Annotated in this window: 25 protein-coding genes; 14 read left to right on the top strand and 11 right to left on the bottom strand. The window is 53.6% G+C overall.

What is annotated here, in order from left to right; translation table 11 throughout:
* Nucleotide 1: 1 nt before the first annotated feature.
* From J2I47_RS14045 to J2I47_RS14035, 3 genes are read right to left on the bottom strand one after another with little or no spacing between them, the layout of a single operon-like run.
* Nucleotides 2-496, bottom strand: a complete 495-nt coding sequence (locus tag J2I47_RS14045) for a GNAT family N-acetyltransferase (protein ID WP_207365215.1) — start codon at nt 494-496, stop codon at nt 2-4.
* Nucleotides 493-939, bottom strand: a complete 447-nt coding sequence (locus tag J2I47_RS14040; protein WP_207365214.1) for a RidA family protein — start codon at nt 937-939, stop codon at nt 493-495. The genes J2I47_RS14045 and J2I47_RS14040 overlap by 4 nt, the downstream gene beginning before the upstream one ends.
* 14 nt (nt 940-953) lie before the next feature.
* A complete protein-coding gene (locus tag J2I47_RS14035) occupies nt 954-1,865 on the bottom strand; it encodes an alpha/beta fold hydrolase (protein WP_207365213.1) in 912 nt (303 codons plus the stop codon).
* Between the two features lie 51 nt (nt 1,866-1,916).
* On the opposite strand from J2I47_RS14035, the gene J2I47_RS14030 reads away from it, so the two are divergent.
* Nucleotides 1,917-2,369 (top strand): hypothetical protein, encoded by a 453-nt coding sequence (locus J2I47_RS14030; RefSeq protein ID WP_207365212.1) that lies wholly within the window; start codon nt 1,917-1,919, stop codon nt 2,367-2,369.
* A 9-nt stretch (nt 2,370-2,378) separates the two neighbouring features.
* Here J2I47_RS14030 and J2I47_RS14025 read toward each other — a convergent pair whose 3' ends face one another.
* Nucleotides 2,379-4,715: a TonB-dependent receptor gene (locus tag J2I47_RS14025; RefSeq protein ID WP_207365211.1), complete on the bottom strand. Its 2,337-nt coding sequence runs from the start codon at nt 4,713-4,715 to the stop codon at nt 2,379-2,381.
* Nucleotides 4,716-5,120: 405 nt separating this feature from the next.
* Here J2I47_RS14025 and J2I47_RS14020 point away from each other — a divergent pair, with 405 nt between their 5' ends.
* The 4 genes from J2I47_RS14020 (at nt 5,121) to J2I47_RS14005 (ending at nt 8,907) form a co-directional block, all read left to right on the top strand.
* Nucleotides 5,121-5,636, top strand: a complete 516-nt coding sequence (locus J2I47_RS14020; RefSeq protein WP_207365210.1) for an RNA polymerase sigma factor — start codon at nt 5,121-5,123, stop codon at nt 5,634-5,636.
* Nucleotides 5,637-5,873: 237 nt separating this feature from the next.
* A complete protein-coding gene (gene crtID, locus J2I47_RS14015; protein ID WP_207365209.1) occupies nt 5,874-7,349 on the top strand; it encodes a bifunctional phytoene desaturase/3,4-desaturase in 1,476 nt (491 codons plus the stop codon).
* Nucleotides 7,350-7,415: 66 nt separating this feature from the next.
* Nucleotides 7,416-8,252 (top strand): phytoene/squalene synthase family protein, encoded by an 837-nt coding sequence (locus J2I47_RS14010; RefSeq protein WP_207365208.1) that lies wholly within the window; start codon nt 7,416-7,418, stop codon nt 8,250-8,252.
* 76 nt (nt 8,253-8,328) lie between these two features.
* Nucleotides 8,329-8,907 carry a hypothetical protein gene (locus J2I47_RS14005; protein WP_207365207.1) on the top strand — a complete coding sequence of 193 codons (579 nt, stop codon included), beginning with the start codon at nt 8,329-8,331 and terminating at the stop codon, nt 8,905-8,907.
* Here J2I47_RS14005 and mnmH read toward each other — a convergent pair whose 3' ends face one another.
* The 3 genes from mnmH to J2I47_RS13990 form a co-directional block, all read right to left on the bottom strand.
* Nucleotides 8,908-9,957: a tRNA 2-selenouridine(34) synthase MnmH gene (gene mnmH, locus J2I47_RS14000; RefSeq protein WP_207365206.1), complete on the bottom strand. Its 1,050-nt coding sequence runs from the start codon at nt 9,955-9,957 to the stop codon at nt 8,908-8,910. It lies immediately after the preceding gene.
* Nucleotides 9,958-10,035: 78 nt separating this feature from the next.
* A complete protein-coding gene (locus J2I47_RS13995; RefSeq protein ID WP_207365205.1) occupies nt 10,036-10,758 on the bottom strand; it encodes a pyridoxine 5'-phosphate synthase in 723 nt (240 codons plus the stop codon).
* 88 nt (nt 10,759-10,846) lie between these two features.
* Nucleotides 10,847-11,794 carry a sugar phosphate isomerase/epimerase family protein gene (locus tag J2I47_RS13990; protein WP_207365204.1) on the bottom strand — a complete coding sequence of 316 codons (948 nt, stop codon included), beginning with the start codon at nt 11,792-11,794 and terminating at the stop codon, nt 10,847-10,849.
* A 57-nt stretch (nt 11,795-11,851) separates the two neighbouring features.
* On the opposite strand from J2I47_RS13990, the gene J2I47_RS13985 reads away from it, so the two are divergent.
* The 8 genes from J2I47_RS13985 to J2I47_RS13950 all read left to right on the top strand — a co-directional run bounded on the left by J2I47_RS13985 (nt 11,852) and on the right by J2I47_RS13950 (nt 17,858).
* Nucleotides 11,852-12,298 carry a hypothetical protein gene (locus J2I47_RS13985; RefSeq protein ID WP_207365203.1) on the top strand — a complete coding sequence of 149 codons (447 nt, stop codon included), beginning with the start codon at nt 11,852-11,854 and terminating at the stop codon, nt 12,296-12,298.
* A complete protein-coding gene (locus J2I47_RS13980) occupies nt 12,295-13,359 on the top strand; it encodes a saccharopine dehydrogenase family protein (protein ID WP_207365202.1) in 1,065 nt (354 codons plus the stop codon). The genes J2I47_RS13985 and J2I47_RS13980 overlap by 4 nt, the downstream gene beginning before the upstream one ends.
* A gap of 22 nt (nt 13,360-13,381) precedes the next feature.
* Nucleotides 13,382-14,053 carry a deoxyribonuclease V gene (gene nfi / locus J2I47_RS13975; protein WP_207365201.1) on the top strand — a complete coding sequence of 224 codons (672 nt, stop codon included), beginning with the start codon at nt 13,382-13,384 and terminating at the stop codon, nt 14,051-14,053.
* A gap of 57 nt (nt 14,054-14,110) precedes the next feature.
* Nucleotides 14,111-14,560, top strand: coding sequence for a GatB/YqeY domain-containing protein (locus J2I47_RS13970; protein ID WP_207365200.1), 450 nt, complete (start codon nt 14,111-14,113; stop codon nt 14,558-14,560).
* A gap of 81 nt (nt 14,561-14,641) precedes the next feature.
* Nucleotides 14,642-15,178, top strand: coding sequence for a CvpA family protein (locus tag J2I47_RS13965; protein ID WP_207365199.1), 537 nt, complete (start codon nt 14,642-14,644; stop codon nt 15,176-15,178).
* A complete protein-coding gene (locus J2I47_RS13960; protein ID WP_207365198.1) occupies nt 15,175-15,777 on the top strand; it encodes a Uma2 family endonuclease in 603 nt (200 codons plus the stop codon). The genes J2I47_RS13965 and J2I47_RS13960 overlap by 4 nt, the downstream gene beginning before the upstream one ends.
* Before the next feature lie 3 nt (nt 15,778-15,780).
* Complete coding sequence (gene rlmN / locus J2I47_RS13955) at nt 15,781-16,839, top strand: dual-specificity RNA methyltransferase RlmN (protein WP_207365197.1); 1,059 nt, start codon at nt 15,781-15,783, stop codon at nt 16,837-16,839.
* 110 nt (nt 16,840-16,949) lie between these two features.
* Nucleotides 16,950-17,858: a manganese catalase family protein gene (locus J2I47_RS13950; RefSeq protein WP_207365196.1), complete on the top strand. Its 909-nt coding sequence runs from the start codon at nt 16,950-16,952 to the stop codon at nt 17,856-17,858.
* Nucleotides 17,859-17,957: 99 nt separating this feature from the next.
* Here the strand turns inward: J2I47_RS13950 and J2I47_RS13945 are convergent, their stop codons facing one another.
* The 3 genes from J2I47_RS13945 to J2I47_RS13935 form a co-directional block, all read right to left on the bottom strand.
* Nucleotides 17,958-18,203, bottom strand: a complete 246-nt coding sequence (locus J2I47_RS13945; protein ID WP_207365195.1) for a hypothetical protein — start codon at nt 18,201-18,203, stop codon at nt 17,958-17,960.
* Between the two features lie 129 nt (nt 18,204-18,332).
* Entirely contained in the window at nt 18,333-18,842 is a 510-nt protein-coding gene (locus tag J2I47_RS13940; RefSeq protein WP_207365194.1) for a GNAT family N-acetyltransferase, read from the bottom strand.
* Between the two features lie 133 nt (nt 18,843-18,975).
* Nucleotides 18,976-19,767: a hypothetical protein gene (locus tag J2I47_RS13935; protein ID WP_207365193.1), complete on the bottom strand. Its 792-nt coding sequence runs from the start codon at nt 19,765-19,767 to the stop codon at nt 18,976-18,978.
* A gap of 134 nt (nt 19,768-19,901) precedes the next feature.
* On the opposite strand from J2I47_RS13935, the gene J2I47_RS13930 reads away from it, so the two are divergent.
* Complete coding sequence (locus tag J2I47_RS13930; protein ID WP_207365192.1) at nt 19,902-20,663, top strand: SDR family NAD(P)-dependent oxidoreductase; 762 nt, start codon at nt 19,902-19,904, stop codon at nt 20,661-20,663.
* A 119-nt stretch (nt 20,664-20,782) separates the two neighbouring features.
* Here the strand turns inward: J2I47_RS13930 and J2I47_RS13925 are convergent, their stop codons facing one another.
* Complete coding sequence (locus tag J2I47_RS13925; protein WP_207365191.1) at nt 20,783-22,357, bottom strand: DEAD/DEAH box helicase; 1,575 nt, start codon at nt 22,355-22,357, stop codon at nt 20,783-20,785.

The raw sequence follows: 22,357 nt of genomic DNA, 5'->3' as shown, positions 1-22,357 counted from the left end.
ATCACAGAAACAAGACCATCGACTCTTCGTCGAGGTACTGCCCTTGCCATTTAATTCCCCGCTTTTCGAGCGAAAAGGACTGAAAGCCAAACCGTTCGTAGAGGCGCTTGGCTGGGTTAGTATGCACCACCGTCAGGTTGATTTGCTCAATGTCGCCCAGGTGGCGTACCCGGTCTATCAGGTCCTGAATTAGCTGTGCGGCAATACCCTGTCCCCGACAATCAGGCGAGACGTACATGCGAAACAGCAATCCCTTGTGCCGGATCTTGACCCGGTCAGAGCCTTCGCGCTGAAACGAGACAATACCAGCCAGGCGTTTGCCTACATAAGCTCCCAACGTGAAGCTGTCGGGTTCGTCACGGGTAGGGAATGGGGCGTTCTCTTCGTCGGACGGGGCAATGCGAAACGTGTCGGCATCAGCCAGGAGGCCGGGCAGGAGCAGCGCGCGGTAGGCGGGCAGATCGGCGGCAGAAAGTAGGCGAAGCGTGGCAGTCATTTTTTCGGCAGGGCGGCGGTCATAGTCATCTCCACGGCGGCTCCGTAGACCAGTTTGGCCACGCCCACGGTAGTCCGCGCCGGGAAATTACCAGCTTTGAAAAACGTCCGGTAAACAGCATTCATCTTCGCGAAGTCATCCATGTTGCTCAGGTAGACCGTCACGCTGACTACATCGTCGAGGCTGGCACCGCCGGCTTTCAAAATCGCTTCAACATTGTAAATTGTCTGCTTGGTTTCGGCCTCAATACCGCCCGCTACCAGTTTGCCCGTCTGGGGGTTGGTGCCCACCTGTCCCGATGCAAACAACAGCCCGTTGCTGACTACGCCGGGGCTAAACGGAAACGGGTTAATAGAATCTTTCCGAATCTGGATAATCTGCCGCGTTTGCCCGAAAGAGACGGCGGTGGTGAGAAGAAAGAGAAGGACGAGAAGTGGTTTCATTGTCGTGCGTGAGGTTAGTTAGCCAAAAATTCGCGGAGTACAGTGTTGTACGCAACTGGGTCGTTCAGGTAAGGGAAATGCCCCTTCTGGTGAAATGTATACACCCGTGCCATAGGGTATTGCGCTTTAAGCTTTGTGCGTAATTCGGGCAAAATCAGCGGGTCATTGTCCGACTCTAAGATCAACAACGGAACACTTAGTTGCTGGTTATCTATTGGTTTGAACTTGTCGATCACGCAGTAGTACCGTGCCAGAAATTGCGCTTTCGACATGCGGCCATACCCGTTTTCGAGCAGTTGTGCCGCCGCCAGCGGGTTGTTTTCCGAGGCGGGCAATACCTTTTGCTCCAGATTCTGGCGCAGCGCCCCCATCACCGTCCATTCGGGCAACCACGTCGCCAGCGTAACGCGACCCTGATTCTGCTCTTCATACACATCGTTTTGCGGAAACGTATTGCCCAAAACGGCCTTTTCAATACGTTGCGGGTAAGTAGCCACCATGTATTGCGTCAGGTATCCGCCCAGCGAACTGCCTACTACAGTCGTCTTGCTAATCTGCTCTTTGTCCAGAATGGCCACGATACCTTTGCCCAAATCGGACAGGTTATCTACGGCGGGATAGGTGACGCTTACTACCCGGTATTCGCCCCCAAAAGCCATCATCTGCTGCCACCAGAAATCGTAGCTGCCCGTCATGCCGTGCAGAAAGAGAATCGTTTTTGGCCCGCTGCCCAGCACCAGATACGGCCAGTCGCGACCCACTGCCTGAATGGTGCGCGTAGGTAATTTGCGGAAGGCAACAAGGCCATTGATGGGGGCTTTGTCGGTGCTTTTATAAAGGTCTACTGCGTCTTTTTTAGGCACAGGATATAGGTAAACGGCAGCCACTAATAACACAGGAACAAACCAGCGTAATCGTTTTCTCATAGTCTTGATTTTTCTTACCTTTTATCTGGTAATCATCAAATTAACACGTTTATGAGATACCTCCTGCTTCTTTTCATGGTGTCGGCCTGTACCGCCAGATACCAGCCTCTGCGTGTTCAGCCCAACCGGCTTATCAATAACAGTTCGGCCCTGTATAGCCCGGTCACTGCACCCGACACTACCATTAAGCGCATCAGAGCTGCGGGGTGGCTATCGAGAAACATTGTCATCAAAAATCAGGACGGTAGTGTGTTGCGCGTACCCAAAAACACGGTTTGGGGTTATTCCGACAAAAACGGCAAAGTGTGGCGCCGCTACCGAAGCGGTTTTTATCAGGTCATTCGCATAGCTGACGTAGTCGAGTACCAGGATATAGTATCCCAAACCTACCAGACGAACGGCCATACCTATACTACCCAACAACCCGTCATACGCTATAGCCGAACCCTCGATAGCCCGATCTACGGCACCCGGCGACGGGCATTGCGCGACGACAACCAATAAGAAATCCGTCTAGAAAGTCCACTTCATCCGTAGCGACACATTGCGGCCCAGGTCGTTGGTGTAGTAGCGAAACCGGTTCATGTAGTCGCGGTACTGGACATCGAAAAGATTAGTTGCCGCAAGACTGATGTCAACGCCCTGTTTGTCAGAAATGGCCCATAGGCCGCCCACCGCCACATTCCAGAGCGAATAAGCCGGTGGGGGTGGGGCAAAATCGCTATTGGCCGGTACCCGCCGCTGCTGATCGACAAGCAAATTACCTACGCTCACAAACGAGTCGCGCCAGTGACCATGAGTAACCTCACCACGCAGCAGGTCGTACCGGACCGTGTTTTCCCAGCGGTTGGGCGGAATCATGACCAGCGGCTGTTGCTGCCGGGTATCCTGCACGTAGAGGTACGATGGCTTGGTGGTCCACTGCCAGCGCGTACCCATCCGCCAGTTGAGTGTGGCATCGAACCCAGTATAGATGGCGTCGGTTTGGGTGTATTTGAAAAACGGGAACGCTCCCCGAACAGTCAGAATGGGTGCCGATTGGGGCTTGAGGTAGATGTATTGCTGGATATAGTTGTAGTACAGATCCACGTCTACCTGCAGGCGGTTGCTGTGCCATTCTGTGCTTAGGCTGGTGCTGAAGTTGGTCTCCGGGCGCAACGTAACATCGCCCTGCTCATAGGCCGCCGCGCCGTGGTGAACACCATCGCTGAACAACTCACTGATGTTGGGTGCTCGCCAGGCCGTACCCAGGTTCAGGCGGGTAGTCCAGTGGTCACTGTGATAGCGCGTGATGCCAAACGTGCCGGAGGGATTGGCAAACCGAAAAACGGGATCGTTGTACACCTTGCCAACATACCTGTATATCTGCATCCGCCGCCAGTCGTAGCGCAGCCCAAGCTCATATTCCCACTGCTGACGGCGCAACTTTTCAATCACGAAACCCCCCAGCGTATACGTCTGGAAGTTTGGAATCAGGGGCCTGCCCGCCATGATATTATACTGAAACAGCCCGCTTATACCTGCGGTGTGGCTCCAGTTGCCCCGCTGCCGCGACGTTCGAACCATGTCTGCCGTGTAGGTGGTCAGTTGAAAACGCAGTTCGGGCAGGTCAAGCGCGGCGAGGGAGTCATTGCGGGGACGATGGAGGTCATACTCCATCCGGTCGTCGGTTTGGCGGGCCAGGGTTAGATTCCAGTCGGTGCCGGTTGCCGTTTTATAGGCCGTACGCCATTTCAACAGGTCGTGCTGGATTTGCTGGTAGGGCCGTCCGATGTCGTAACGGAATCCTACTTTCACCAGCGGTTCACCCGATTGCAATACCTGTTGCAGATCGGTGAGGCTACCAATGTGCGACCCTGAGAAAATGCCGATTCTACTCTGGAAACGGCTGTAAAAAGCCTCTGTTTGCCAGCCGTTGCCCCGGTAGGCCAGTGCCGCCGAGCCGTTTTCTTCGCGGACGCCCGTGTTGTCTATATAATACGTCGGCGTTTGCCCATTACCGCCCGCCTTCAATGTACCCTGCAATCGCCACCCAAACCGGGCCGTGCCGTCGGGTAAGGTAGAGCCAAAAATACCTTCCAGCTGGGCTGAACCTACACCCTGCCGCCCATTGCTGAAACCCATCAGGTTTACCTGCCCGTGTAGTGGCCCTGCTGTGGGTAACAAGGCTGGTTCAACCAGGATGACCCCGCCAATGGCATCGGACCCGTAACGCACCCCCGCTGCCCCCTTGATCACCGACACCCGGCTGGCCACAAAGGGGTCGATTTCGGGGCCGTGTTCCGACCCCCATTGCTGCCCTTCCTGCCGGATGCCGTTGTTTAGAATCAGCACCCGGTTGCTGTGCATGCCGTGAATGACTGGCTTCACCACCGACGAACCTGTTTGCAGGGTCGTTACGCCTGTGAGTGTTTTCAACAGATCACCCAGCGTTTGGCCCCGCGCCTGATCGAGTGTTCGTCCTTGGATTGCCATTACGGCCTGGCTACTCAGGGCATCGGTTTTCTGAGCCGACACATTCACGTTTTGCAGGTGTTGCACTTCCTCGCCTAGCAGGATGTCCTGTTCGGCTTCATCACTTTGATGGTGCAGGACAACGGGTTGCCGCGTCTCGGCATAACCCACAATATGGCCAACGAGCGTGTAGGTGCCTTCACAAAGATGATCGAATCGGTAGGCCCCGTGGGCGTCGGCGACTACACCCTGTCCAGTCTCTTTTATCAGCAGCGTAGCCCCCGCAATTGGCTGGCGGGTCTCGCGGTCCAGCACTACCCCCCTAATAAAGCAGTGGCAGCTACCAGATTGTGCCCTGCTGGGGTGTGCGATACCCACTAGGAGCAACAATGGCATTATTGAACAGGTGAAAAAGAACGAAAACAGTCTCATTAAGGTGGTAAACCGATGTGGGTATGTGTTCTCGCAACAAAGTTGCAACAAGAAGATAACGAGATTTCGAGCCTACAGGACTGGTTTGTTAAAAAATTTTCGTAAAAAGTTTTTTTTGTTGAACTTATGCCGTACAATTGTTCAACAAAATACACAGGTTCAATTCCACAGAATGGGGAAATATCTACCCAAAACACCGGAAGTGGAGCTTGGTATAGACGGTAAACAGTGGCAAAATTGATATTTTAAAATGCTGTTAGTCAATTGGTTGACTTTATTTCGGTTGCTCTTGAACAGCGTCAGAAAAGTCTGGTCAAGTAATTGTCTAAGGGTAAGCAAGATTGATTCAACAAAAAACTTTTCGTAATCATGACAGCGCTCGAATTCACCAACCATATTGGCAAAGTTTCAAAGTCTCTGCGTCCTTTCGCGCTTCGTCTCACGAAAGACAATGAAGATGCCAACGACCTGTTGCAGGATACGCTCCTGAAAGCTTACACCAACCGTGATAAGTACACCGACGGAACGAATCTCAAGGCATGGTTATACACGATTATGAAAAACACCTTCATTACAAACTATCAGCGGATGGTGCGTAAGAATACGTTCATAGATACCACAGATAACCTGCACTACATCAATTCGACGGATAGCAGCACTGACAACATGGCCTATTCATCATTTGCGCAGGAAGACATTGCTCGTGCAGTAAACAACCTTGATGACACATACCGGACGCCTTTCATGATGCATTTCCGGGGCTTTAAGTACCATGAAATTGCCGCAAAACTGGAGATCCCTATCGGGACGGTGAAAAACCGGATCCACATTGCGCGGAAAGAATTGAAAACGAAACTGCACGTGTACGCTCACTTCGCTTCATAGTGTCGTAGCTACGCTTCATCACTGGGGCAATAAAAGGCCCCACCCCTATATTTTGAGTAGTTTTTGGTTAAAAAAGAGGAAGGTTCCGAAAAGTTAGATGCCCTGCGTCTAACTTTTTTTGTTGTATCAATAAAGAGTTTACGGTTTACAGTTTACAGGTTTTAGTTGGCTGGCCCACAAGTAGGCTTGCGCCTGCCAACTAAAACCTGTAAACTGTAAACTTTTTTAACTGACAATATGCCCCAACGCGTTGCGGTGATCGGGTCTGGCTTTTCCGGACTGTCTGTTGCCACGAGTCTGGCCCACAAAGGCTATGACGTAACCATCCTGGAAAAAAATAATATGCCCGGCGGCCGGGCGAGGCTGTTTAGGGCCGAAGGGTTCACCTACGACATGGGCCCAAGCTGGTATTGGATGCCCGATGTGTTTGAGACGTATTTTGCCCGTTTCGGCAAAACGCCCGCCGACTATTATAACCTGGTTCGGCTCGACCCATCCTACAAAGTGGTCTTTAGCCCTACTGAGGCTGTTGACATGCCCGCCAACCTGGACGATCTCAAGGCGCTCTTCGACAGTATCGAACCCGGCAGTGGTGCACGGCTGACTGAATTTCTGCGGCAGGCATCTTATAAATATGATGTAGGCATCAACAACTTTGTCTGGAAACCAAGTCGGTCTGTTACCGAGTTTATGAGCCTTAAATTGCTCTACGACGTTACCCGCCTCGATGTATTTCAGTCGTTTGCGAGCCATGCCCGCAAATTTTTTACCCACCCCCGGCTGCTGCAACTGATCGAGTTTCCGATTCTGTTTCTGGGTGCCACGCCCCAGAACACGCCAGCTATGTATAGCATGATGAACTACGCCGAAATGGTGGGTGGCACCTGGTACCCCATGGGCGGGATGCACAAGATCATTGAAGGCATGGTGTCGCTTGCCGAAGAAAAAGGGGTAAACATTCTGCTCGACCATACCGTCGACAGGATTGAGACGGTGAGCAATTCGGCCAAACGCATTCATACGAACCGGGGCGTTTTTGAGACCGATGTCGTAGTGGCCAGTGCCGACTATAACCACGTGGAAACCAGTTTGGTAGCTCCCGATGAGCGTAATTATTCCGACGACTATTGGGCTAAACGTGTGATGGCTCCGTCGTCGCTGCTGTTCTACCTGGGTGTGAACAAGCGCATTCCGAAACTGGAACATCATAACCTGTTTTTCGACGAAGATTTCGGGCTGCACGCGCAGGAGATTTATGAAACGCCGAAGTGGCCCAGTAAGCCGCTGTTCTATGCGTCGGCCCCCTCGAAAACGGACCCCAGTGTGGCCCCGGCGGGTATGGAAAATCTATTTCTGCTTATACCTGTGGCCCCCGACCTCACCGACGACGAGGCTACCCGCGAACGATACTACCAACTGATCATGCAACGGCTGGAGAACTACGTAGGTGAGAACATCCGGGACCACGTGATCTACAAGCGCAGCTATGCACACCGCGATTTTAAGGCTGACTACAATGCTTTTCGGGGTAATGCATACGGATTAGCTAATACGCTGATGCAGACCGCTATCCTGAAACCGACCCTTAAAAACAAAAAAGTGCGTAACCTGTTCTATACTGGTCAGCTTACTGTTCCAGGACCGGGTGTTCCGCCCTCGCTGATCTCTGGACTGGTCGTTGCCGACGAGGTGGCGAAAGAGTTTTCTCTCTAGCACCAGTCGCTCTGATGCGTAGCCTTTTGCGTACGTACCTAACCCCTTTCCCAACCGCAACGCCGTATGTTATCCCTATTCAACCAGACCGCGCTGGAATGTAGCAAACTTATTACCGAACGCTACAGCACATCGTTTACACTGGGAATCAAGACATTAGACAAAAAATATCACTTGCCCATTTACGCTATCTACGGATTCGTGCGCTACGCCGATGAGATCGTCGATACGTTTCATGACTTCGATAAACAGGCGTTGCTGAACCGGTTTCGGGCCGATACGTACCTGGCTATCAACGAAGGTATTAGCCTGAACCCGGTGTTGCATTCGTTTCAGATGGTGGTGCGGCAGTATAACATCGAACGGGAACTCATCGACGCGTTTTTACGAAGCATGGAAATGGACCTGCAACGATCTGACTACGATGAGGCAGGCTACTCTGATTATATCTACGGGTCGGCCGAGGTAGTTGGTTTGATGTGCCTGCGGGTTTTCTGTGAGGGCAATACCGGTGAGTATGACCGCCTCCGAGAACCCGCCCGCAAATTGGGGTCGGCGTTTCAAAAGGTAAATTTCCTCCGCGACATCAAAAGCGATTACCAGGAACGGGGCCGTACTTATTTCCCCGGCGTCGACTTCAGCGACTTCACCCGCGACGCCAAAGAGCTAATTGAAGAAGACATTCAGCGCGATTTCGACGATGCGTATCAGGGCATTCTGGGCTTACCCCGCGGCGCTAAGATGGGTGTACACCTGGCCTATACTTACTACCTGAAACTGTTCTGCAAAATTAAGAACCTGCCCGCCTCACGCATTCAGCAGGAGCGTGTTCGCGTACCTGACCCGCAAAAATTTGCCCTTCTGGCACAGACAATGTTGCGGTACCGACTGAATTTGCTGTAGATAGGGCCAACGCTGTTGGATCGTCAGATTGCAACCCAAGCGCGATGGGCGGTGTTTTTATGAAAACCACATGGTCATGCGTAAGTCCCCTCTTCTTTCTTCCGTTCTTCTGTTCCTCCTTTCCTCCGTTATCTCCTGCAATCCAGAGCGCCTGCAACATTCCGACAAGCTGAAGCAGCAGATGGCCGACATGAAGATCAAGCGCGTAACCGATGCTGATCTAAGCGAAGCTGTAAACAGCTGGGGCGAGCAACTGGTAACCATTGCCCAGCAGGAAGCCTCGGCCAAGTTAGCTTCGACCACTGATCCGGCGGGCGTTTGTAACCTGCGTGATTTACCCAAAACACAAGCGTTGGCGAAACGATATGGCATGACAATCAGCCTGTTAAGTGCTGCTGATGTACAAAATCCGGCATTGTCGAAGAAAGAGCGCGAGGTGCTGGACGCCTATGCCTACAACGCCGAAAATAAACTGGCACAGACCAGTAATATTCAGCGGATTGCCGATACGCTGTTTGTTTACAACGCTGCTGTGCCCGCCACAAACGCGCTTTGCCAGCAATGTTTTGGTAAACAGAAGCAACCATTGGCGGTTTGGCGGCTGGCGTTTCCCAAGCGCGAGGTGATCCGCCATTTCAACGCAAAAAAGCTGTAATTACCCGTTTACCAGACTACTGCTCTGCAGCCCTTGTTCGGCCCAGGCTATTAGTTGCTGCGCGGTTTTGGCGGGCGTGTCCTGTTCAATGGCTACGGGGTGCACATTAGCCTGATCGCGCAGGCTGAGGCCGTGTAGGTAGGCTTTGTCGTAATAATCAAGCGTGATGTTGGCCACAGTAGCGTAATCCTGTTGTTCCAACGCGGCCAGACAATCTTTGGTAGCCTGCCCGCCCAGCCGTTTTCTGATGCGCTCGGTGGCCTCAACCAGCAGGTCATGGTCGATGCCGGTGTATTCACGAACCAGCCGCTCTACCCGCACTGCCTTGGGTACGTCGACAAAGGCGACGGGGGCGGCTCTCATTTGGGTCCAGAGGGGCGGGGCAATAAAGCAGCTACCCACGTTGCGGCTTTCGTCTTCGAGCCAGATGCGGCGGTTGGGGTCGAGCTGCCGCCACTTATCGTAAATCAGGTTCTCGAACATCTCGCTCGACGGCTGCGGCAACTGCCCGATGGCTCCATATGACGAACCTTTATGGTGAGCAAGTCCTTCAAGATCAATGGTTTGCTCACCCTGTGCGGCTAATTCTTTCAGGATGTCTGTTTTGCCGGAACCTGTTTTTCCACCCAGAATGATCAGGTTACGCGGTTCAGCTAAGCCCGTTAGTACGGTGTTACGATAGGCTTTGTAGCCGCCCACCAGCGTGTCGGCCTGCACACCGGCCGTGTTGAATAGCCACGCCATTGAGCCAGAGCGCATGCCACCGCGCCAGCAATGCACCAGCACCTGCTTGCCCTGCGGATTCAGCTTTTTAGCCGCCCGCACGAACCCCGACATCTTTGGCCCCACCATATCCAGTCCCAGCAATACGGCATGGTCTTTTCCGGCCTGTTTGTATTTGGTGCCCACCAGTGCTCGTTCGTCATCATCAAACAGGGGCATGCTTACCGCCCCCGGAATGTGCGCGTGCCCAAACTCCCCCGGCGAACGAACGTCGATAATGGGCAGCGCTTCGGCCTTGGTCAGGAAATCAGGGACGGATAGGGGCATGGGGATACGGGTTTAATGTACAATGAATAAGGCACAATGGGGTGACGCACCGGCGTAAGGGCGCGAAGCCATTGTGCCTTATTCATTGTACATTAATTCTCTTCTGTACATCTGAATCGTGTTTTCCAACCCGAAGTAGAGCGCGTCACAGATAAGGGCGTGACCAATAGACACTTCGAGGAGACCGGGGACCTTTTCGGCAAAAAAACGAAGGTTTTCCAGGCTCAGATCATGGCCCGCGTTGAGGCCCAACCCTAACTCCTGCGCTTTCTGGGCCGCTTTGACAAACGGGGCCACAGCTGCGTCACGGTCGTTGGGGTATTGAGTAGCGTAGGGTTCGGTGTAAAGTTCAATGCGGTCGGTACCTACAGCTCTTGCCCCCTCCACCATCCGCTCGTTGGCATCGACAAAGATAGATACCCGGATGCCGTCGGCCCTGAATGTATCAATAAGCTGCCGCAAATGGTCGGCATGGCGAATCGTGTCCCAGCCAGCGTTGGACGTGATTGCGTCGGGGGCGTCGGGAACCAGCGTGACCTGGGCTGGTTTCGCGCGGCGTACCAGTTCGATAAACCGGTCGTCGGGGTTGCCTTCAATGTTGAACTCGGTGGTGACGACTTCGTGTAGGTCCAGCACGTCCTGATAACGAATGTGCCGTTCGTCGGGACGGGGATGAACGGTAATGCCTTGAGCACCAAAACGTTCGCAGTCCAAGGCCACCTGCACTAGATTGGGATTGTTACCTCCACGCGCGTTTCGGATCGTGGCAATTTTGTTAATATTAACAGATAAGCGAGTCATTTTTGCGTGATGAGTGATAAACGCTAAGGGATGAGTATAGCATTGGCATAACTACCGTTGGCCGCCGCCAGTTCTTACCAACTGCGCATCACTTATCATTCCTCACCAGGTTACTCATTTTCTGGAACGCTGTTTTTGCCACTACATCAGCGGGTTGGGCGTAGTAACCCTTGTTAAACACTTCCAGCGAAATCACGATGGGTTTGGCGGGGTCCTGAATCTGTTTCAGAATAGCTTTGATAGGAGCCACGCCGTCGCCAGGGTACACGCGGTCGGCGTCAGTTATTTGGGCGGGGAGCAATGTAGCAGGATAGTCATTAACATGAAACACCTCGATGGCCGGTTTGCCCACGAGTGGTAAAGCCGCCGTACCCGATTCACCTTTGTAGAGGTGATACACGTCGAGCAACAGGCGGGCGTTGGGGTGGCCCGCTTCGGCAGCTACAAAGAGCACGTCAGAAACACGGTTCAGGTTTTTGGCAAAGCCCCATAGTTCCAGTTGCGGATTTACCCCCGTCTGTACGCCCAGTTCCAGCAGCGTCCGGTATCGCTCGGCCGCCCGGTGCAGGTTAATAATAGGGGCAGTAGGGGTGTGGGCACCAATGGGTGGGGCAGCCACGCGCTTGCAGCCGAGTTGTGCCAACTGATCCATTTCGCGCTTCATCTGGTCGAGACCCCTCTGACGCGCTTCGGCATCATCCACAATCCAGGGGGCAAACCCAATCGCATTTTCTACCGTCAGGCCAAGGTCACTAATGCGTCGACGAGCTTGGGCGGGGGTGTTTGTTTTCAGGTACTCCTGCATCGTGCCTACCCATACTTCTACAGATCGGAACCCTGCCCTGGCAGCCGTTTCCAGTTCACCAATAAAGCCCAGTTTATGGCCCATAATGGTACTCATGTTCAAACAGACCGTAAATGGAGCTGTTTTGGCAGGCTCGTTGGGTTGGGCAGCGGTGGCTTTCGTGCCTAAAACGGCGGGTAAAGCAGTGAGCGCGGCAAGGGTCTGGCGGCGGGTAGGATTTGGGCTGGGCATAGAGTTTTCGCACAAAAGGCGACACGGTTAGTTATCCTAAAAAGCATCTGACTCAACATGAATACTATTCCTAATGCGCTACTCAGCGGCCTTGCCGGGGCTGTTGCCCTGAACGCCCTGCACGAAACTGTTCGGCAGGTCGAGCCAAAAGCGCCGCACGTGCAGAAACTGGGGGAGCGCGGCGTCGTTAAGATTACGAAAGCTACAGGTCTGCCTACACCCACTGGCAATGCCCTCTATGCCACGGCTATGGCTGGCGACCTGTTGTCTAATACGCTTTACTACAGCCTGATAGGTTTGGCAAAAAAAGAAGCTGTCTGGCCGTTAGGTGCTGTCCTGGGGGCTCTGGCTGGTGCCGGAGCCGTTACGCTGGCCGAGCCGCTGGGCCTGGGCGACGCCCCTGTTCGGCGTACGGCGGCTACGGCGTCGATGACAGTGGCGTGGTATGTGGTTGGCGGGTTGGCCACCGCTGGTATCTTTAGCTGGTTAAACCGGACTAAATGAACCCGCCCAATACGTTTTTGCTCTACGGTGCCACTGGCTATACCGCCCGGCTAATCCTGGAAAAAGTAGGTCAGTTTGGCCTGAAACCAATTTTGTGCGGTCGTGATGAAGCCAAACTCCGCCCCCTTGCCGGGCAATTCGGCTTCGATTACCGCGTGGCTGATCTCACTAACGCGGCGGCGCTTGATGCAGCTTTGCAAGGTGTTCCGGTGGTGCTGCATTGCGCAGGCCCGTTCTCGAAAACAGCGCTGCCTATGCAGCAGGCCTGTCTACGTAACCGTGTTCATTATCTGGATATTACGGGAGAGGTCGCCGTTTTTGAACAGGGTGCCGCGCTGGATGTAGCAGCCAAACAACAGGGGGTTATGCTCATGTCGGGTGTGGGGTTCGACGTGGTACCAACCGATTGCATTGCCCGTTACCTGAAAGACAAACTGCCCGATGCCACGCACCTGGAACTGGCCTTTGCCAACGATGGAGGTGCGGTGAGCCACGGAACGGCCCAAACCGCCGCCGACGGTCTTGGGCAGGGCGGGCTGGTGCGTGAAAATGGTAAATTAAAGCGCGTTGATTATGCGCATAAGGTGTTGACCGTTAAGTTTTTGAATGGGCAAACAGCAACCTGCATGAGTATCCCCTGGGGTGACGTATCCACGGCTTACCACACCACGGGCATTCCCAACATAGAGACCTTCATGGCTGCCGAACCAATGGCTATCCGGTTGGCCCGTGCGGGCAATTACCTGGGCTGGCTGCTGCGACAGAAATGGGTGCAACGGTTTGTACAACAGCAGATTACCAAGCGCATTACCGGCCCCGACGAAGCCAAACGCAGCGGGGCCAATACGCAGGTGTGGGGCCGTGCCCGCAACGCCGCCGGCACAGTCACAGAAGCGCGCCTGTCTGGCCCGGATGGTTACGATATGACCGTGCTGGCGTCGTTACTCATCACCAAGAAAGTGCTCCACGGACAGTTTAAGCCCGGTTTCCAAACGCCCGCGGGCTTATTCGGGGCAGATCTGGTGTTGGAAATAGGTGGCGTAAAGCGCGAGGCCAACTGACCACAATATAAACTTCCTTCCTATGACTCACCCCTGGCCCGACAGCCCCGAAGCGGCGATTGCGCTGCAACAGCAACTGCGCACTCAGGTGCGTATTCAGCCGCTCGATCGCCCCGCCGAGACCATAGCGGGCTGCGATATTTCGTTCAACAAATTTGAGGAAACCGTCTACGCAGGTATTGTCGTCCTGCGCCTCGACACGCTGGAAACCATTGCTGAAGCTACGGCCATCACGACGACCTCGTTTCCGTACGTACCCGGTTTGTTGTCCTTCCGCGAGATACCGGCCCTACTCGAAGCCTGGAGCAAATTGACCGTGCTGCCCGACGTGGTGGTGTTCGACGGGCACGGAATTGCCCATCCGCGTCGGTTGGGTATTGCCTCACACGCGGGCTTGCTCCTGGACCGGCCCACGCTGGGTTGTGGCAAGTCGGTACTGGTGGGGCGTTATGAAGAGCCTGCTCCCGAACGCGGCTCATGGTCGCCGATGCTACACCGGGGTGAAATTATTGGGGCGGCTCTTCGCACGAAAAACAAGGTAAACCCCGTCTATGTCTCACCCGGCCACCTGATTGATTTAGAAACCAGTGTCGACCTGATGCTACGTTGCGATGGCGGCTACCGCATTCCCGAAACCACCCGTCGGGCGCATAACCTGGTGAATGCAGTGCGGCGGGCGGCTCTACATCCGTAAGCTCTTGAAGACACGCCAGGTTTGTACCTTTGTTCATTAACTTATTCGCTACTGACCATGTCATTGAAGCAACAAATTGACGCCGACGTTAAAGAGGCCATGAAAGCCAGAGATCAGGACCGCCTCCGCGCATTGCGGGCGGTGAAATCCATGATTTTGCTGGAAGAAACCAAAGAAGGTGCCACCGGCGGCGACCTGAAACCTGAAGACGAAATCAAACTGCTCTCGAAAGCCGTAAAGCAGCGTAAAGACTCGGCCGACATTTACCGGCAGCAAGGTCGCGAAGATCTGCTGGCTACCGAAGAAGCCGAAATTGCCGTAATCGAGAAGTACCTGCCCAAGCAACTCTCAGAAGACGAACTCCGCTCGGCCGTGCAGGCTGTGATTGCACAAGTAGGTGCTACTGGTCCCGGCGACATGGGTAAGGTGATGGGTGCCGCCAATAAAGCGCTCGCCGGTCAGGCCGACGGCAAATCAATTGCCGCCATGGTGAAGAGTCTCTTATAGTGTAGCATGTAAACCGAATAATCGGTCAGGGACGCCCATTTTGCCGACCGATTATTCGGTTTACATGCTACATTCAACCTTATGGCAACCCTCGACATTCTGATTTTGATACCCCTGGCCTGGGGAGCATACAATGGCTACCGCAAAGGGTTGCTGGTCGAGATTGTGGCTATCATAGCCTTCGTGATTGCGCTTATTGTGGGGTTTAAGTTCCTGCAATTTGGTATCGACCTGTTGGCTCCCTACATCAGCCGCGAACTGGCCCGGAAATTTCTGCCCTGGCTGGGTTTTTCCATCATCTTTTTCCCCGTCGTATTCATGATCAACCGCATGGGATTTGCCCTGCGGCGGAGCCTGAAATACACGTTGCTGGGCACGTTCGACAGCGTTGCAGGGGCGGCGGTGGGCATATTCACCTGGGTCTTTGGAATTAGTGTGATTCTCTGGCTGTTTAGTTTTATGAACGTTAAAATGCCTGCTAATCAAGCCCGTGACAGTTTCATGTACCCCCTGCTACGCCCCATAGCCCCCAAGGTGATGGATGTAGCGACGGTCTGGATGCCGAAAGGCCTGGAGGCGGGGCGGAAGTTTAAACGCGACCAAAGCATAACGCCATGACAACCACTGAAGAACCCGTACAAACGTCGGCCATTCCGGCCCAACTGGTGCGCGAAGTGCTAAACGGCAGACCATTGTATTATAAAGGCTATCGTGAGGTGCTGGCGGGTCGCGTCAAACCAGAAGACATTATGGGAAGTAGTGATTTACAGAGTTTTATTGTCATGGCTATTGCAGCGACGATCTGGAATCGGATTGATCGTAAAAAATACAAGGTGGCTTCCAGCGAAGCCGGACTGCACATTAATCTTCGGAACAACTTCTCTGCTGACATTGCCATCTTTGACAAAGCTACCCTACCCGCTTTAAAAGGTAAATACTTCGACGTGCCACCCAAAGTGATGGTCGAAGTAGACATCCGAATCGACTGGGACGGAGGCGCGGCAAATGACGTAAATTATATCCTCGAAAAATCACAGGCTCTATTTGATTTCGGCGTGGAGCGCGTGTTATGGGTGCTGACCGCTTCGCGCAAGGTGGTCATTATGGAAGCTGGAAAAGACAGCATTATCACCAACTGGAGCAACGACGTACCTGTGCTGGACGATTGTGTGCTGAACATTAAAAACCTACTCGACGAAGAGGAAATTGTCTATTAAACTGTGAAACAAGACATCAGAAAACAGACGCCCGCGCAACTCACCGACTGGTTTAAGCAGAACGGTGAACCGGCCTTTCGGGCAAAGCAAGTGCACGAGTGGCTTTGGAAAAAATCAGCGAGGTCATTTGAGCAGATGAGCAACCTGAGCGTAGCCCTGCGCGATAAACTCGACACCGATTTTGCCATTAATTCGCTGACAGTGGCCACCGAGCAGCGCAGCAACGACGGCACGATTAAATCGTCGTTTCGGCTGTTTGATGGTAATCTGGTTGAGGGTGTGCTGATCCCGGCACTACGTACCGACGACACGGATAGAATGACGGCTTGCGTATCGAGTCAGGTGGGATGCTCGCTCACGTGTAAATTCTGCGCTACGGGCTACATGGACCGTAAGCGTAACCTTGATGCGGCTGAGATTTATGATCAGGTGGTGGAAATTGACCGACAGGCCAAAACCACGTTCAACGCGCCACTGACGAACATCGTTTATATGGGCATGGGCGAGCCGCTGCTGAACTACAAAAACGTGCTCGAATCCGTTGATCGCATCACCTCACCCGATGGGCTGGGTATGTCGCCAAAGCGGATTACGATCTCAACGGCGGGTATTGCCAAGATGATCCGGCAACTGGGCGACGACGGCGTGAAGACCAACCTGGCCCTGTCGCTGCACGCGGCCAATGACCTGAAGCGCGACCAGATCATGCCCATCAATGAAAGTAATTCGCTGGCTAACCTGGCCGATGCATTGGGCTATTTTTACCGAAAAACCGGCACCCGCGTCACGTTTGAATACATTGTGTTCTACAACTTCAACGATACGTTGCAGGATGCCAAAGAACTTTGGGAGTTTACCAAAAAGGTGCCTGCCAAGGTTAATATCATCGAATATAATCCTATTGCCGAAGCCAGTTTCAAAAATACCGATCCTCAAACCCTCGACAAGTTTGCGGGCTATCTGGAAGATCGCGGCGTGATTGTGAGCATCCGCCGTAGCCGGGGTAAAGATATTGACGCCGCCTGCGGGCAGTTGGCGGGAAAGGAGAAGACAGTGCAATAAGTAGTTAGCCTTCAATCAAAAATATCTCTATAGATTTAATAGGTAATTAAAAACCACGAGCACGTATTCGAGTTCTACAGGCAATTCGAACTGTCTAAATCTGATACGTCATGATCCTGAAAATGGACCGGCTGCCTATTGAGCTGCCAAAACCAACCAATCCTTCCGCCAATGATGCGGCCGCCGTCCAGGAGTTATTGGGGGGCAAATTCGGCGAAATGTCGACCCTGATGAACTACACGTATCAGTCGTTCAACTTTCGGGGCCGCAAGAAGCTTCGCCCGTTTTACGACCTCATTTGCAGCATCGCCGGTGAAGAGTACGGCCATATCGAGGTGGTATCATACACGATCAACCTGTTGCTGACGGGTGTATCAAAACGGGGTATCGACCCAACCATCGCCCCACTAGCCGGGGGCGTCAATGCCCGCAACACGTACCATTTCAACAATAGCGGCCAAACGGCCCTGCCCATGGACTCGATGGGGAAGTTTTGGGATGGCTCCAACGTGTTTAGCAGTGGCAACCTGAAGCTCGATCTGCTGCACAACTTTTTCCTGGAATGCGGTGCCCGTGCCGGTAAGATGCGGACCTATGAGATGGTGTCTGACCCTACGGCCCGGACTATGGTGGGTTACCTGCTCGTTCGCGGCGGTCTGCACGTGGTAGCCTATGCTAAAGCGCTGGAGGCCCTCACCGGGGTGCAGGTAACGAAATTGCTGCCCATTCCTGACCTCAGCAACGACAAATTCCCCGAAGCGAAGAAATTCATGGATGATAAAATGCACCTGAAGCTGTACACCTTCAGTCAGGACGATTACAAGCAGGCGGCTCTGATCTGGCACGGTAACCACCCCGAAGACGGCCAACCGCTTGAAGTGGTACAAGGCGCTATTCCCGGTCATACGCCACCCGATCTGGACGAAGAGCCACAATTAAACGCCCCGGGGTCAGACGATTACGAATATGATCCTCAGATGTTTGCCGATATGGCGAAGAAGATGGGTATCTCGTTGTAGAGTTCAAAGTCAAAGGTCCAGGGTTTAAAGTTGGCTGACGCAGGAATACTAATGCGTCAGCCAACTTTAAACCCTGGACCATAGACTTTGAACTCTATCTTACTTATTCATCGAATCCTTGCGGGCTTCTTTGGCTGCATCGTTGTACTCAGCTTTGGCAGAATCGAGGTTAGCTTTTTCGTCGCGCATTTCGCTGGTGTCTCCTTCGGCGCGGGCCTCGTTCAGATCTTCTTTAGCGTCTTGTACATCTTCAGCTTTGTTCTCTTTTTTTGAATCACAGGCTACAATGGTGGTAGCCGTCATGAAGGCTACAGCTAAGCCGACGATCAGTTGTTTGGTTTTCATACGTGGTTTTTATTGAAAGTTGAACCAGACCTACTAACCTGTTCCTTACCAAAGTGTTTGTGAATCTGTGTAAGTGGCCTAAAATCACCTTTCTTTTTTAGCCAATAGCCTGATTGCGCGTTGCGCTGGTTAGAGCTGGCTAAGTTGTTTTTCGTAGCAATAAAATCGTAATCCGGGCCGAAACCCCAACCCTATTTCACCCGCAAATACGTAACCTGCGGCTGGGAATAAGCGTTGCGTAGCCTGATTCTGCGTGTTGGTATCAATACGAAGCCGCAGGATGCCTCTTTCTCTTGCCACGGTTTCGGCCTGTTGCAATAGTGCCTTTCCCACACCCTTCCCCCGAAACGCAGGGTCAACGGCCAGCCGGTGGGTAACAATAGCCGGTTCGGTAATATCCCAGCCTACCTGTGCATACTCTGGTTCCTGATCGGTGGTGATGGCCGAAACACCCGCCAATTGTCCGTCGATGTCAGCAACCCAGAGTTGCTGCTTGGCTACGTCATTGCCAAAAACGGTGGCATTAGGATAGGTGGCATCCCACTGGAAATTACCTGACGCCTGCATCTGCGGCACCACGCGGCCCAGCAAGGCTACCAGCGCAGGAATGTCGGCGGGGGTGGCAAGGCGAATGAACATGGATGTTGGGATTTACGAATGACGATTTTTGCTGACGCCAGAGTTTGCTCTACAGCAGTTTTGTGCGTCAGCAAAAATCGTCATTCGTACATCGTCATTCGTAATTCGTCATTCGTAATTCGTAATTCGTAAATCAATCCAGTCCTGGCCGCTGAAAAGAGCGGGCTTCGGGGAAAGTGGCTTCGACGTGGGTTTTCAACTGGCTTAGCGTAGCCAACAGGTCGAGGAGATCATCCACCTTTTCGGGGTAAAACGCAATCATCGTACGCCATGCTGCCAGTGACTGATCGATACTCACCAGAACCAGCTTGGCTTTACCGTTATAATAATCAAGCAGGTATCCGTCATCGGTGGGCTCATCAATTAAGCGTAGGGCCGATGTGGTTTTTACCGGGATCAGGGTACGATACCAGCGAATTTGCTCGTAGGCGTCTTTGAGTTCATTCAGCAGAACCATGGCTTCATCTTCCGTGCGGATGCCCAGTTGAACGTCGCGCAGTTGCCGATGCCCCGCCTGCTCCAGCAGCCCTTTTTCGTCGGCCAGCCACGCTCCGGTTTGGGTCAGGTAAGCCAGCGCTAACCGCGATGCAGGGTGTTCTTTTGCCTGACGACGGGGCGTAACAGCCTGTTCTTCAAGTTGTTGCTGCTCGTGGGGTGCGGGCGAACCGGCCATTGATGCCCCCTGTTCGTGGTGCAGCTTCTCGATATAGCGCTTAGTGAGGTTGAGGGCCTCCGTGAGCTGATGCACCAGCGAAGCACTGGGATCGGCCTGTTGGGTTGGCCCATCGGGGTGTTGCATCTGAAAACTTCGGCAGCGGGTAGTAAACGCGCAGCGTTCGCACCACGAGTCACAATAGTTGTAGATACCCGGAATCAGGTCGGGCTGAGCCGCGGAGGGCGGCAGCGACGTTGGTTGAGTAATCATGGAAGCAGTACAGTTGAGGGATACGGTAGATCATTTCTACCTTAAATATAGAGTCCTGCCAATCACCAACGTTTAAACTATATGGACATTTTTTTGACCTAATTTTAGGAATTATTCCAAAGCCTTACGCTCTTATGTCATCATTTACGAATCAAGTTGCCCTCGTCTCTGGCGCCGGGTCGGGAATTGGCCGGTCAACGGCCCTTGCTTTTGCTCAGTCGGGTGCTACCGTCATGGTGTCGGACGTTAACGACGCAAACGGTCAGCAGACGGTATCCATGATTCAGGATGCAGGTGGCCAGGCAAGTTATATCCACTGCGATGTGGCCCATCCTGAGCAACATATCGCTGCCGTAGCCTATGCAGTGGCTACCTATAGCAGGCTCGATATTGGTATCAATAACGCCGGTATCGGTGGCCGCTTTGCCCGTTTTCTTGATCAGACAATACGCGATTGGGATACCATGATGGCGGTGAACCTGGGCGGCGTTTTCTACGGTATGCAGGCCCAGATCAGGCAGATGCTGCAACAGCCGGAGGGAGGTAAGATTGTGAATGTGTCGAGCATTGCGGGCGTGAAAGGGATGCCCATGGGTGCGCCCTACAGCGCCGCCAAGCACGGCGTATTGGGCCTAACCAAAACCGCTGCGCTGGAATTTGCCAAGAAAAATATCCGGGTAAATGCCATCTGCCCGGTCTACACGCATTCGGCTATGGTGCAGGATCTGGTGAACACCGCTCCCGAGATGGAAGAGCGCATGCGCCGCCTCATTCCGATGGGCCGTTTTGGTCAGCCCGAAGAAATTGCTCAGGCTATTTTGTGGCTTTGTGCGCCAGAAAACGCCTTTTGCACAGGTCAGGCCCTGCAAATGGACGGCGGCACAACAGCGGGGTAAAAAGTGGTTTAAGGTCCAAAGTCTAAGGTCCAGGGTTTAAAGTTGGCTGATGCAGGAACACTGATGCGTCAGCCAACTTTAAACCCTGGACCTTAGACTTTGGACCTTAAACCACCTTCCTACCAGCGGCGTTTTTTACCACCGCCGTTGTTGTTTCCACCACCCGACGATGAATCGCGGGGTTTATCGAAACGGTCGGGTGAGGTAGAGAGCGATGCCGTCCAGGGTTTCCAGCGGGCGTCTTCAGCAGCATTCTCCGACGAACCACCGCTACTGCGCCGGTCATTGTTTCGGGGCTGGCCGCCGCGGTTATCCGGGCGACCTCCGTTTGGTCGGCCATTGCCACCGCTAGGGCGCGGGCTTTGCGGGCGAGACTGCTCCGTACGAGGCTCCTGCGACCGGGGTTGCTCTGCACGGGGTTGAGCCGGGCGTGATTCCTGACGGGGCTGATTGTCGCGGCGGGGTTCGCGTGAACCTCCTTCGCGGCCTTCGCGCGGGCCACGGCCCTGTTTTTGCACCATTTTGGGGGCTTTGGCCCGTTCAATGGGTTCGTTATTGTCTGATTGATACGGGTTATCGGTAGCCACCGGTACTTTCCGGCCAATCAGCTTCTGAATATCTACCAGCCAGGCCCGCTCATCGGTTTCGCAAAACGAGATGGCAATGCCGCTAGCCCCCGCCCGGCCCGTACGGCCAATGCGGTGCACGTAACTTTCGGGAATGTTGGGCAACTCGAAGTTGATCACGTGCGTAAGGCTGTCGATGTCGATACCCCGCGCCGCAATGTCCGTAGCCACCAACACCCGGGTAGTGTGGTCCTTAAAGTTGCTCAGGGCACGCTGACGGGCGTTTTGGGCCTTGTTGCCGTGGATGGCTTCGGTTTTCACGCCGTGCTTGTTCAGAAACTCAGCCACCTTGTCGGCACCGTGTTTGGTCCGGCTAAACACCAGCGCCGATTCGATCTTGGGATCCTGCAACAGGTGTAACAACAGGCTACGCTTGTCGTCGCGCTCTACCATATACACCGACTGCGTTACCGTGTCGGCGGTTGACGAGGCGGGCGTTACTTCTACCTTCACCGGATCGGTGAGGATGGTGTCGGCCAGTTTCACAATTTCGGGCGGCATGGTTGCTGAGAAAAACAGCGACTGCCGTTTGGTAGGCAACTGCGCAATTACTTTCCGTACATCGTGAATGAAACCCATGTCGAGCATCCGGTCGGCTTCGTCCAGAACAAAGAACTCGATGCCTTTGAGGTTCACAAATCCCTGTTGCATCAGGTCGAGCAGGCGGCCCGGCGTGGCAGTGAGGATATCGATACCATTACGCAGGGCATCGGTTTGTGGCTTTTGACCTACACCGCCAAAAATGACGGCATGGCGCAAACCCACGTGGCGGCCGTAGGCACCGAGGCTTTCATCAATCTGGATGGCAAGCTCGCGTGTAGGCGTGAGAATCAGGGCTTTAATCTTATTCGACCAGTTGCCCGACTGCTTCATTTCGTACAGGCGCTGGATGGTTGGGATCGAGAAGGCGGCGGTTTTACCGGTGCCGGTCTGGGCGCATCCGAGCAGGTCGCGACCTGCATTTACGTAAGGGATGGCTTGTTCCTGAATAGGGGTTGGGGTGGTGTATCCTTCTTCGGCGAGGGCCTTCAGGATGGGAGCAATAAGCTCTAAATCGTTGAAATTCAT

The sequence above is a fragment of the Fibrella rubiginis genome (genome assembly GCF_017353185.1).
GTDB lineage: Bacteria > Bacteroidota > Bacteroidia > Cytophagales > Spirosomataceae > Fibrella > Fibrella rubiginis.
Note: the sequence above shows the minus strand (reverse complement) of the source record. Positions and strands in the feature narration are given on the sequence as shown.